6 protein-coding genes are annotated in these 12,221 nt (G+C 61.6%); 3 read left to right on the plus strand and 3 right to left on the minus strand.

Annotated elements, in window-relative coordinates; all coding sequences use genetic code 11:
- Window positions 1-160: 160 nt before the first annotated feature.
- Complete coding sequence (gene serS / locus P1S46_08960; protein MDF1536615.1) at window positions 161-1,441, minus strand: serine--tRNA ligase; 1,281 nt, start codon at window positions 1,439-1,441, stop codon at window positions 161-163.
- 191 nt (window positions 1,442-1,632) lie between these two features.
- Here serS and P1S46_08965 point away from each other — a divergent pair, with 191 nt between their 5' ends.
- Window positions 1,633-2,739, plus strand: a complete 1,107-nt coding sequence (locus P1S46_08965) for a CapA family protein (protein MDF1536616.1) — start codon at window positions 1,633-1,635, stop codon at window positions 2,737-2,739.
- 122 nt (window positions 2,740-2,861) lie between these two features.
- On the opposite strand, the gene P1S46_08970 is transcribed toward P1S46_08965, so the two are convergent.
- The gene (locus P1S46_08970; protein MDF1536617.1) at window positions 2,862-3,542 is read right to left on the minus strand and encodes a hypothetical protein; all 681 of its coding nucleotides are present in this window, start codon (window positions 3,540-3,542) and stop codon (window positions 2,862-2,864) included.
- A 1,067-nt stretch (window positions 3,543-4,609) separates the two neighbouring features.
- On the opposite strand from P1S46_08970, the gene P1S46_08975 reads away from it, so the two are divergent.
- Entirely contained in the window at window positions 4,610-7,777 is a 3,168-nt protein-coding gene (locus tag P1S46_08975; GenBank protein ID MDF1536618.1) for a PD-(D/E)XK nuclease family protein, read from the plus strand.
- Window positions 7,770-11,027 carry a UvrD-helicase domain-containing protein gene (locus P1S46_08980; GenBank protein ID MDF1536619.1) on the plus strand — a complete coding sequence of 1,086 codons (3,258 nt, stop codon included), beginning with the start codon at window positions 7,770-7,772 and terminating at the stop codon, window positions 11,025-11,027. Before P1S46_08975 ends, P1S46_08980 begins: the two co-directional genes overlap by 8 nt.
- Before the next feature lie 738 nt (window positions 11,028-11,765).
- On the opposite strand, the gene P1S46_08985 is transcribed toward P1S46_08980, so the two are convergent.
- Window positions 11,766-12,221: transposase (locus P1S46_08985; protein MDF1536620.1), on the minus strand; the 456-nt coding region annotated here is incomplete at its 5' end.

The raw sequence follows: 12,221 nt of genomic DNA on the forward strand, positions 1-12,221 counted from the left end.
GTCGTTTTCCCTTTCCTTACAAATCAATGACTTACGGAGTGAGTCATTGATTTGGGCGCCCCGCGCGGGGCGCGTTGTTGGACTTTTTGCGAGTCCATCAATGTTATACTACACCGAGACTCCGACACACCGTTACTCCGTTACGTTATTACCCGCCAAATTAAGCATCCCGGGTAATAATGTCCATCCCACCCATGTACGGCCGCAGCGCTTCCGGAATGACCACACTCCCGTCCGCCTGCTGGTAGTTCTCCAGGACGGCGACCAGGGTACGGCCCACGGCCAGTCCTGACCCGTTGAGGGTGTGCACGAACCGGGTTCCCTTGCCCTCCCAGGGGCGGTACCGTATTTGGGCACGCCTGGCCTGGAAATCCTCGAAGTTGCTGCACGAAGAGATCTCCCGGTATGTCTCCTGCCCGGGAAGCCATACTTCCAGGTCGTAGGTCTTCGCGGCTGAAAACCCCAGGTCTCCTGTGGAGAGGGTCACTACCCGGTAGTGCAGCCCCAGGCGCCTGAGAACCTCCTCGGCGTCCCTCGTCAGCCCTTCCAGTTCCTCGTAGGAATCCTCGGGCCTCGCGAACTTGACCAGCTCGACCTTGTTGAACTGGTGCAGGCGGATAAGACCGCGCGTGTCCTTGCCGTGGGAGCCTGCCTCCCGCCGGAAGCAGGGGCTGTAGGCCGTATAGCGCACCGGCAGGTCCGACTCGGCCAGGATCTCCTCACGGTGGATATTGGTCACCGGCACCTCTGCCGTGGGGATGAGGTAGAATTCCCCGCCTTCAACGTGGAACAGGTCATCCTCGAACTTGGGAAGCTGCCCGGTGCCCATCATGCTGGAAGGGTGCACCATGAAGGGGGTCAGCGCCTCCCTGTAGCCGTGCTCGGAAGTGTGCAGGTCCAGCATGAAGTTTATCAGCGCACGTTCCAGCCTGGCCCCGCTCCCCGTGAGGAGGGAGAACCGGGCGCCGGCCATCTTGGCCGCCCTCGGCAGGTCGATAATGCCCAGCATCTCGCCCAGGTCCCAGTGGGCCAGGGGCTTGAAGTCAAAAGAGGGAACCTCTCCCCAGACTCTCTCGACCCTGTTGGCCGATTCATCAAGGCCCACGGGCACACTCCCGTGGGGGAGGTTAGGCAGAGTCATCAGGAGGTGGGAAAGCTGCTTTTCAACCTCTTTCAAGCGCTCATCGTTCTCTTTTATCCGCTCTCCCAGGGTACGGATCGCCTCCTGGCGCGGGGAAGCATCCAGCCCCTCTTTTCTCAGCTTGCCAATCTCGGCCGACTCGGTGTTTCGCCGGGCCTTCATTTCGTCGCTGGCCTGGATGAGGGAGCGCCGCTCCGCGTCGAGTGCCTCGAAGGGCCCGATATCGTTGCCCGGACCGCGAAGAGCGAGCTTTTCGGCCACGTGGTCGAGGTTTTCGCGAATGAATTTGGCGTCGAGCATAGTAAGTCCTTGTGCTGTGGGAAACTTATTACGTGCTATGTACTATGGGCTATGAGCTATGAAAGATCAAAATCGCTATTTGCTCTTGTCCTAGTACATAGTACCTAGCGCGGCATTGCCGGATCGGAATCTGCTCTATAACATCGGCAATGTTGGTTGTCAAACTCCGGAAGCCGTGCTAACTTCCCGCCATGAAAAGGTTTTTCCTTCCTGTCGGCATCTGCGCCATCATCCTTTTTTCCCCCGCCATTTCCCCCGCTCAAGGGGGTGCGCCCCTGCGTATCGCCCTCCTGGGAGATTTCCTGCCGGCAGGCAGCGCCCAGCCTGTTATCGACCGGTACGGTTACGCGAGGCTGTTCGACGGGGTCCGTGAGATACTGGCTACCACCGACGCCGTTGTCCTTAACCTGGAGACACCCCTGACGACCTCAGGCAATGCCGTGGAAGGGAAGACCTACACTTTCAGAGCCTCACCGGAAGCGGCGGCGGCCATGAAGGCAGAGGGTGTCCAGGCAGCGTGGCTTGCCAACAACCACATCCTGGATTTCGGGGTGGAAGCCCTCGCCGACACCATCTTTTATATGGAGGAAGCAGGGATATCCCATGCCGGAGCCGGCATGGATGTCGGGAGCGCCTACTCTCCGGCCCTCCTGAAGTTGAAAGACCGGATCGCCCTGCTTCTGGGGTACTCCAATACCTTTCCCGAGAGCTACTGGGCCCGGAAAGCGCGGCCCGGGACCGCTTTCGGTTCACCCAAAGCGGTAGCGAGGGGGGTGGCAGCTGCAGACCAGGCGGCCGACGGCCCCGTCATCGCCTCGTTCCACTGGGGCGCCGAGCTTATGACCGAGCCCAAAGATTACCAGGTGGAGCTGGCAAGGGTTGCCGTCGACAGCGGCGCCTCCCTGGTCGTGGGCCACCATCCCCACGTCCCCCAGCCCATCGACGTTTACCGGGGCGCTCCCGTCATGTACAGCCTTGGCAACTTCTCCTTCGGCTCCTTGAGCAAACGCTCCCGGGTGGGGATCCTGGCTGTCGCCCAGTTCACGGAAGGCGGCCGGTGCGAGCTGCTGGAGATCTACCCCCTGCTGGTGGACAACTACGAGGTGAACTTCACGCCCAGGCCCATCACGGGCCTCGATGGACAGAGGATCTTCGACCCCCTGGTGAAAGGGATCGGACGCGAGGTTGCATCGGCCGAATGGGACGGCCAAAAAGGCGTTATTATTCCGATGCAACCGACACGGGGACACCGAGACGCGGAGACGCGGGGAGAGAGCGGTGACAGAGTATCGGAGTAACACCTTCCGCCGGCAACGGACTGGTTTTGAAAAAAATCGGAGAGCATTTGCCCTCCAGTGTGTTCTTTCTTGGCTCTTATCTCTTAGTACTTAGCACTGACCTGTTAGCTGTCGGTAGACAGCTAATAGGTCTTGCACATCTCCAGATACCTCTTCAGCGCCGGCTTGGAGACGTAGACGATCTCCGGGGCAAGAGGCCCGCTGTCAGGGGAGTTTGCCACCATGAGGAAGGCCAGGGTGTCCTTGCCGTCCCACGTCCCCACCAGGGCGGGCAGGTAGAAGGAGTGGGACTGCTCGTCGAAGGACTGGATCCGGCCCTGGTCCACCTTGTGGCCGACTTTCGTCTCCTTGTCCAGTTCCCCGGCCATCTTCTCGAAGATCTCCTTGAAGTCGGCCTCGGCAGAAGGCGCGGCCCCGGTCTTTTTCACCATGAAAAGCCCGTAGTCCTTGGCGTCCACCTCGAAAGCCCCGAAGTAGAGGGTCACCGTTTTGCACATCTTCCAGTTTTCCGTTTTTACCGTGTACTTCTTCACGATGCCGGGCAGGAAACAGATACCGCTGTCGTCCCGCTTCAGTCCCCCCTTGAAGTAGCCTTCCAGGGCGTAGTTGCCGATGGACTCGATGTAGGGCGCGGCCTCCTGGGAGATCTCGGCCCCTTCAAAAATTTCCAGGACCGTGGATATGGAAGATCCGAAGGGGACATTCCCGCAGGTCGGTTCGGCTGGTTCGGCCTCGCAACGGGCGGCCAGAGCAAAGGTTAAGAATACGGCGGTGGTGATCAACAGGGATGTTCTTCTGGCCATCGGCAACCTCCGAATGGTTTGTCGTTAAACACTCAAAAAACTGGACAATGATTTTTAATCCGTGCGGTCATGTTAGCAGAATTGGGGGTCAGGTGCATCAATACAGTGCGGGGGGCGGATGGAAAAGCGCGGTTTGGGAGTATGGGAGTAAGGGAGCATGGGGGGAAAACCCGAAATCCCCCTTCGGCAAGTTCAGGACCGTGAGTCCCGCCATCAACGGGATCGAACCCCAACCGAAGGATGGCCGTCATTCCTGATACGGCTACCTCTTTCCGTCATTCCGGGCCGATCAATAGTCCCTTCCTTATTCTTCCTCCCCCTACCAATAGCCCCTTTCCTTATTCTCCCTCTCCCCCTCATGGAGGCTCCCTTCCTTATCCTTCCTCTCCCCATGGCTCGCCGAAGCATTATGCGAAGGCGGCTGCTGAGGGGGGAGGATCGAGGTGGGGGTGAAAGGAACCTACCCATGTGAAGCGATCTCTGGTCCTGTAAAAGCGGTGCTTAATTACCACGGCGGCACGAAGAAAAGCGGAGGAAAGCTTAATCCTTGGGAAGATCAAAATTTTAACGTAAAGTAAGGCATGGGAAAAACATCCCCTCACCCGACCTCTCCCTTGGGAGAGGGATTTCTATGAAATCAGCTGTTTGATCTTGCTGCCCGGGATCAAGGTTCACTTTATCCCGGGCAGCAAGGATCCAAAGCAGCATCGGTGAGGAGAGCTGTTCTATAGTTTTCTGCTTTTCTCCGAGTCCTCCGTGTCTCTAGTGAGTCACATCCCTAACGTGGCGAACGGGTGGTGAAAACGCATTGAATCCCCTAAAATTGATGGACTCGCAAAAAGTCCATCAACGCGCCCCGCGCGGGGCGCTCAAATCAATGACCCACACCCTAGGTCATTGATTTGTGAGGAAAGGGAAAACGACGCTTTTCCCTTTCCGTGGAGCGAAAAGTCCCGGATTGGACTTTTTGCGACCCTATCAAAATTGTTATCCGATTTTTAACTTTGCGAAACTTCGCATACTTAGCGGTAAATTATTATTTGGAATATGGAATTAGCAAACGCTCTATGACCCATTTCGTTCCCAATAAATTCATATCCAACCTCGCCGCCATCTGCCGGGAGAATTTGCTCGCCGAGAAATGGCTCCTCGCCCCTAACCGGCGCGTGGGCAACCAGTGGGCCGAGCAGGTGGCCCGCTCCGGGCAGCCCGCCGTCAACCTGCGTGTGACGACTGTCAGGAGCCTCGTCCTTGAACTGTCCGGTTCCGCCCCGGGAAAGCTGATCTCCCACCGGGGTGCCGAGATCCTCGTCTCCCGGGTCCTCAACGCCCTTCGTGACCAGGCGCCGCGCTACTTCACAACGCTGGAACCGTTCCCCTCACTGGTGAGTGCGTTGACAAGGTCCATCGAAGATCTCCGGACAGCGGGAATTTCTGCAGAAGAACTCCGAGACACGGGGACGTCACGCCGCTGGCGTGACAGGCTTCGACACGGAGACGCGGGGACCCCTCGACCAGGCTCGGGGCAGGGAGGTAAAAGCGCCAAGATGGCGGAGCTGGCCGACCTGCTCACCGGTTATGAAAACGGCCTCGCGGAAATGGGCCGGGTCGATTACGGCGGTCTCCTGTCCGCCGTGACGGATGACTTTCGTTCAGGCACGGGCCGATGGCCGGAAGGGAGGATGCTCCTGACCCCCGACGACCTCGAACTGCGCGGGCTGGAGAACACTCTCATGGACCTGCTGCCTGCCGTGATCGTCCAGGGACTGAAACCCGGAGAGCCTTCCCCTTCCGGGGACCGGGAGCTCACCGACCTCGCGCGCCTTGCCTGGATGGACACCCCCCTGCAGGCCCCTCCTAAGGCTTCATCTCCGCAGGACGACGGGACCCTGGAGATCCTGGGCGCGTCGGGGGAGATCAACGAGGCGCGCCTTGCCCTGAGAAAGTGTCTTTCCCGCACTTGGCCCCTGGACCAGGTGGAGATCCTTTACACGGACGGCTCGACCTACCTCCCTCTGCTCTTCGAACTGTTCGCACGGCACTTCCCCTTCGAGACCGGCGACCTGGACAACCTGCCCGCCACCTTCTCCGAGGGGATCCCCTCCGTCTACTCGCGCCCCGGCAAAGCCCTCGGCGCCTGGGCCCGGTGGGCCATGGACGGGTACCCGGTCCAGGGCCTGGCCGGCATGGTGCGGGAGGGCCTTTTAAGGTTCAACGGTGAAAGCAGCCAGGCAGAAAGGGCGGCCGCGGCGGACCTGCTTTGCGGAACCGGGGCCGGCCCCGGACCGGGGGCGGCCCTAGCGGCCGTAGAGGCGGCCATGGAGGCGCTGAAAGGACGGTCCGGCAATCGCTACGACGAGGACGGCGACGCACTGCCGGACCGTGGGAAGGACCTCGCCGTTCTCGATTCGCTCCAAAACCTCCTTACAACCCTTCAAGGGTGCACCCCCCTCCCGGGCCACTCCCTGTCCGAGGTACTCGAAGGGGCTGCCTGTTTCCTGGAAACGACCGTCCGCACGGCGGGCCAGTTCGACGAGTACGCCGCCAAGGCTCTCGCCCGGGATATCGACGAGACGTTGAAGAACATAGGGGAGTTGAGTCACTTCCCTGAAGGAGACCCCCTTGCGTGGATCGTCAGTTTTATCCAGGAGGTGAGGGTTGCCGGAAGCGGGCCCCGTCCGGGACGGCTGCACGTGGCACCCCTGGCCCTCGGGGGACACTCGGGACGGCCCCACACCGTCGTGCTGGGTCTCGACGACGGGCGCTTCCCCGGCTCCGACCGCCAGGAGCCGGTGCTGTTAGACAGCGAGCGGGAGGCCCTTTCCCCCCTGCTGCGCGTTTCCGGAGAGGAGCTCAAAGCGAGGGAGATCTCCCTTATCGCCCTGGCCGGAAGGGTGAGAGGCACCCTGACCCTCGCATGCTGCCTCCGGGACCTGGTGGAGGACCGCGACACCTTCCCAAGCCCCTCCCTGGTCAAGGCCTACCGCATCCTTTCCGACCCGCGGGCCGACCAGGAGGCCCTGCTGAACCACCTGTCCCCCCCGGCCGGTTTCATCGACCCGGCCGGCGGCATCAGCCTTGATTCGGCACAGTGGTGGACCGAAAGGTTCACTCGTCCCGGACGCGTGATCGGGGGGAGCGCGGCTCTCGGCCGGCGTTTCCCGAACCTGGGAAGGGGGATGGCCGCGTCGGAGGAAAAGCGGCGGCCGGTGGTGACCCCCTTCGACGGCCTGACAGGCCCCCTGCCCCCCGAGCTGGACATCCTCTCGGAGCTCGGCCCTGCCGCGTCGTCAAACCGCCTGCAGACCCTCGGGGCCTGCCCCCTGCGCTACTTTTTCAAGTATATCCTCGACATAAAAGGAGTTGACGAGGAGGCTCCCGAGCCCGGGAAGTGGCTGACCCCCTCCGACAGGGGAAGCATCCTCCACGAACTGTTTCAGCTCTACATGGACGGCCTCATCCGGGCAGGGAAGGCCCCCGACTACGACAGGGACAGCGCCGGGCTGGAAAAGCTGCTGGACGGCCTTTTAGACCGGCACGGAAGGGAGGCGCCGCCGCCCACCTCCCACGCCAGGGACCACGAACGGGAGCAGATGATGGAGTCGGCCCGCATCTTCCTGCGGGAGGAGGAGTCCTTTACCCGTGATCACGAGCCCCTTTACGCCGAAGCGTCGTTGGGACTGCCCTCCACGGACCTGCCCACGGGCCTCGACCGGGCCGAACCGGTGTCTTTGGAACTGGCCCCGGGGCGGCGCGTCCGGGCCAGGGGGCGCATCGACCGTATCGACCGCAGGAAGAGCGACGGCGCCTTCGTGATCACCGACTACAAGTCGGGCAGCAACTGGCTCTACACCCGGAAGGACCCGTTTAACCAGGGGCGGGTGGTCCAGCACCTGTTCTACGTCCGGATGGCCGAAAGCTGCCTGGCCCGGAGCGCCGGCCATAACGCCCGGGTGGTGGCCTTCCGGTACCTGTTCCCCACCGCCCAGGCCCAGGGAGAAGCCGTACTCCTGGCGAGGGAGACACTGGAAGATGGCAGGGAAGTGCTGGCCCACCTCTGCGACCTGGCCGGCTCGGGCTGTTTTGTGGCCACCGACGACGCCGGTGACTGCAAATGGTGCGATTATGCCCTCGTCTGCGGGGACACCGCCTCCCAGGCCCTGCGCGTTGCCGCGAAGCTCGCGGGAGACGACCCGGCCTTAAACCCCATGAGAAAGCTGCGCGGATATGAGTGATCCCGAGATCCGCCAGCTGCCCGACGCCGCCGAGCGCCGCAAGATCGAGGAGAACCTCGACACCAACTATCTCGTGGAGGCGGCGGCGGGGACCGGCAAGACAACGAGCATGATCAGGCGCATGGTGGCTCTCATCGCGTCCGGCAAGGCCCGCGCCCACCACATCGCCGCCGTGACCTTCACCCGCAAGGCCGCGTCGGAGCTCAAGGTGCGCTTCGTTCTGCAGCTGGAAGATGCCTGGGGAAAAGCCCTTGCCGACGGTGACGACGCAAAGGCCGCCCTTTTCGCCGACGCCCTGGAAAACTCCGGCAGGTGCTTCGTCGGCACCATCCACTCCTTTTGCGCCAGGCTTTTGAGGGAACGTCCCGTGGAAGCCGGCGTCGACCCGGCCTTTACCGAGATGGACGAGGCCGAGGACGGGCGGCTGCGCCGCGTGTCCTGGGATGAGCAGATGAGAGGCCTTACCGACGAGGCCGCGCGTGACCGCATCGTAAAGGCCGGGCTCTCGCCCGGGGAGCTGTTCGGGCTTTTCGAGACAGTGGTGGGGCACCCCGACGTCGACCGGTGGCCCGCCCCCGAACCCGTTCCTCCCGACATGTCCGGCGCCCTTGAAGCGTTCCGCAGGTACCTGGCCCACATCGATGGCCTGCTGCCACAGCTGCCCGACGAATTCGGTTCCGACACGCTCATACCGAGAATGCGCAGGGTACGGCGCATGGCACGCAACGCCCGGGACCTTTCCGATCCCCTGGCCCTGTTTAAGCTCCTGGAAACCTTCGGCCTTAAAGTCGTCGCCCGGAACAAGTTCTACCCCGGGGGAAAGGAGCAGGCCCGGGGCGAGGCCGAACTGTGGGTCCGGTTCAACGAAACCGTGGCCATTCCCGCCGTCAGGATGTTCAGGGAGTACCGCTACGCCGTCGCCATCCAGGCCGTTTATCCGGCGGTGGACCGCTACCGGCACACCCGAACCCTCCAGGGGTCCCTCAACTACGAGGACCTCCTGCTCAAGGCCGCCGCACTGCTCAGGGAAAACCCGGGAGTCAGGCGCTTTTTCCAGGACAGGTACCGGCGCCTCCTCGTCGACGAGTTCCAGGACACCGACCCGGTCCAGGCCGAGGTCATGATGTTCCTCACCTCCACCGACACCGGGGAAAGGGACTGGAAAAACTGCCCGCCGCGGCCAGGTTCCCTCTTCGTGGTGGGCGACCCGAAACAGTCCATCTACCGTTTCCGGCGCGCCGACATCATGATCTACAACGAGGTGCGCGACATCATCACCGGGCCCGACGCCATCACGGGAGCCGGCGGCGGGAAACTCGAACTGGGCTCGAACTTCCGGTCCCGCCCCGAGATCCTCCAATGGGTCAACCAGGTATTCGAACCGTGCTTCCCCCCCGAAGAGACCGACGTGGCCCCGCGCTACGTCAGGCTCGAATCCGGCCGCCCGGACTCCGGCGAGGTCCCGGCGGACCTTTCCGGCATCCGTACTGTCTCCATACCGGGCTGGTGCAAAAACAAGCAGATGGTCATGGAATACGAGCCGGAGAGGATCGCCCGCACCATCCGCGGCCTGGTGGATTCCGGGGCCACGGTGACCGGGAAGGATGGGGCACCGCGCCCCTGCGCCTTCGGCGACTTCATGGTGGTGACCATGAAGAGGGCGCACCTGTCTCCCTTTTCCAGCGCCCTTGACCGGTGGTCGATCCCCCACCAGGTGTCGGGCGGCGCCGCCTTAAGCGAGGTCCCCCAGCTTTACGACCTGTACGTGGCAGTAAGGAGCGCCGCGAGGCCCCACGACCCCGTAGCTCTTGTGGCGGTGTTAAAAAGCTCGATGTTCGGCTTTTCAGACACCGACCTCATGGCCTACCGCCTCGCCGGAGGGGAGTTCCGCTGGGACAGGCCGATACCCGACGGGCTCGAAACGAAGCTGGCGGAAAGGTTTGTTGATGTCACACAGCGCCTGTCCCTCTACGCCCGGTGGCTGGCCACCTTGCCCGTCGTGCCCGCCATGGAGCGCATGGTTGAGGACCTGGGCCTGGCGGCCATGGCAGCTAACCAGGCCGACGGGGACCTGAGGGTCGGGAGCCTGTACAAGGCACTGGAAGTTCTCAGGGGCGCCGCCGCCCAAAGGCCCCTTTTGGATCACGTCCTGGAAACGTTCCGGCTGCTCATCTCCGGCGAGGAGGCTCACGACGGCGTGGCGGCCCGGCCCGAGCCCGCCTCCCTGGTCCGGGTCATGAACCTGCACAAGGTGAAAGGGCTCGAAGCGCCGGTGGTCTTCCTGGCCACGCCTGTGGGGCAATGGAGCACCTCCCCGTCTCTCCATATTGTACGGGACGGCGACGAGGTCACCGGTTACGCCGAGGTGGCGGGAGCCGCCGGAGGCTGGGGACGGCCGCCCGCAGTCGCCCTCCCGCCGGACTGGGACGACACCTGGGGCCCCCGGGAAGAGGCGTTCCTCATTGCCGAGCTTACCCGCCTCCTGTACGTGGCGGCCACCCGGGCGGGGAGCATGCTGGTGGTTTCCCGGCTGGAGGGCAAGGCGGGCACCCACCCGTGGGCCTTTTTCAGCGACCACCTGGAAGATGCCCCTGAGCTGCCCGACCCGGAGGATGCCCAGCCTCCGGACCCGCCTGAAGAGGCGCTCGGACCCGACGGGGATGGAGACCCGTCAGCTTACTCAAAGAAATGGGAGAGCCTTTCAAGGCCCGGTTACGAAAAGAGTTTACCGTCGCGCCGCGCCGCCCCGGGCAAGGACCCCCAGCCCCCCACAGGCGAGCACGGCACCGGGTGGGGCACCGTGATCCACAAGCTGCTGGAGGTGGCCATGGGTGCTGCCCCGGATACACCTATAGACGACCCGGAGCTCGAAGCGCTGGCGGCGGCGTTCCTGGTGGAGGAGGACCTGCCCAGGGACCACGCGGCCGAAGCGGTCACCACCGTGCGCTCCGTCACTTCATCGGCTATCTGGGCAAGGGCCCTGGAAGCAGAGCAGCGCCTCACCGAGGTTCCCTACAACTACCTGAAGTCGACCGACCCCATGCCGGTGCTGGAGTCCGGCGTCATGGACCTGGTGTTTAAGGAAGACGACGGCTGGGTCATCGTGGATTACAAGACAGGGAGTAGTGACAAGGATTACAGTGAACAGCTGGGGGCTTACAGGGAGGCGTGGGAATCCTTCGATATCGGTAGAGTTAAAGAGGTGGGGGTGCTGTGGGTGGATGGGGGGGAGTATGAAGTGCTGACGTAGAGCGTGCGTGCGTACGTGCGTGGAGCGTACTGCGTACTGACTGGCGTGCTCTAGGTTCCCACCCGTGCGTGCGCACGTGCGTAGAGCGTGGGGAGCCGTACAATCCATGCTTGCCGCGGCGACTTGTCACGCCATCTTGTCACGGCGCAGTCACGCAATTAGCGTGACGGAGACGGACCTGTCACGCCATAGCTCGTAGAGCGACGGCGGAAGCTTACAGCGAAGACGGGCTTGCCACGGCGTAGTTATGCCAAAGGCATAACGAAGCCGGGTCATTCCGGAAATCGCGCGAAATACAACGCGATTATCCGGAATCCATTTTCACCAGCGCTTCCTTTAAAAGCGTTCGATTTAACAGGGATGAAGGGCCGGGCTCAAAGTTGAAGTGCAACACTTTAACTCCTCTAAGTGTTGCACTTCAACTTTGAGCCCGGCCCTCCAGAATTGTTGATTCTAAAGCTAAAATTAAAAGACAGATGACATATATCGAAGCTCTGGAAGCTTCAGGTAGTATCGAACTTTATTATGGCAAGTACCAGATGAATGAACGAATCTGTACCAAATGCGGCATCATTCAAAGTATAACGTTCGAAAAAATGACCGACGTCAATATCGCCACGGAGCTTCTTTCTGATGCCTTTCGGGACCAATTCGATTTGGCCCTGCTTATTTCGTCGTCCCTGAAAAATTCGCATTCAGCGCCACTGTGGGCATAAATTTGTATTGGCAGATTATATTTTAGACCCTTAAATCCGCGGCCATTGGCGCGCCAGGCAATTTGAACGGTTTCAGCAGCAGTTTGAACCGTTCCAGCTCTTTGAAAAAAAGCCAAAATAAAGCTCGCAAGAGCTTTCTCAGGTTAAATCCACACGCGGCCAGGATGGCGTTCATATTGTCGCCATCGGTACCCTTCAGATAGTTGCGATCCATCCGGTTATCCTGCTTCATGTGGCCGATCACAGGTTCGATGGCGCTGCGCCGCTTAAACCAACGCCATTGGCTGCGGGGCATACTGTTCTTACCCCGGTTGGCCAGATGAATCGTCGTGTCGCCTAACTGTTTCGGGTTACCCTTGTAGCCTTTGTCGCAGTAAGCGTTCTGGGCATCCCAGCCAACGATCTGGTTCATCGGTGATGTCCATATAGTGGTGTAAAAAGAGACGGCGCAGGCCGCCTTCTGTAGAATGGGTTGAGC

The organism is bacterium, assembly GCA_029210545.1.
Taxonomy (GTDB): Bacteria; BMS3Abin14; BMS3Abin14; order BMS3Abin14; family BMS3Abin14; genus JARGFV01.

Coding starts and splice junctions, on each gene's coding strand:
- P1S46_08965 (MDF1536616.1), top strand. CDS start 1,633: ATGAAAAGGTTTTTCCTTCCTGTCGGCATCTGCGCCATCATCCTTTTT.
- P1S46_08970 (MDF1536617.1), bottom strand. CDS start 3,542: ATGGCCAGAAGAACATCCCTGTTGATCACCACCGCCGTATTCTTAACC.
- P1S46_08975 (MDF1536618.1), top strand. CDS start 4,610: ATGACCCATTTCGTTCCCAATAAATTCATATCCAACCTCGCCGCCATC.
- P1S46_08980 (MDF1536619.1), top strand. CDS start 7,770: ATGAGTGATCCCGAGATCCGCCAGCTGCCCGACGCCGCCGAGCGCCGC.
- serS (MDF1536615.1), bottom strand. CDS start 1,441: ATGCTCGACGCCAAATTCATTCGCGAAAACCTCGACCACGTGGCCGAA.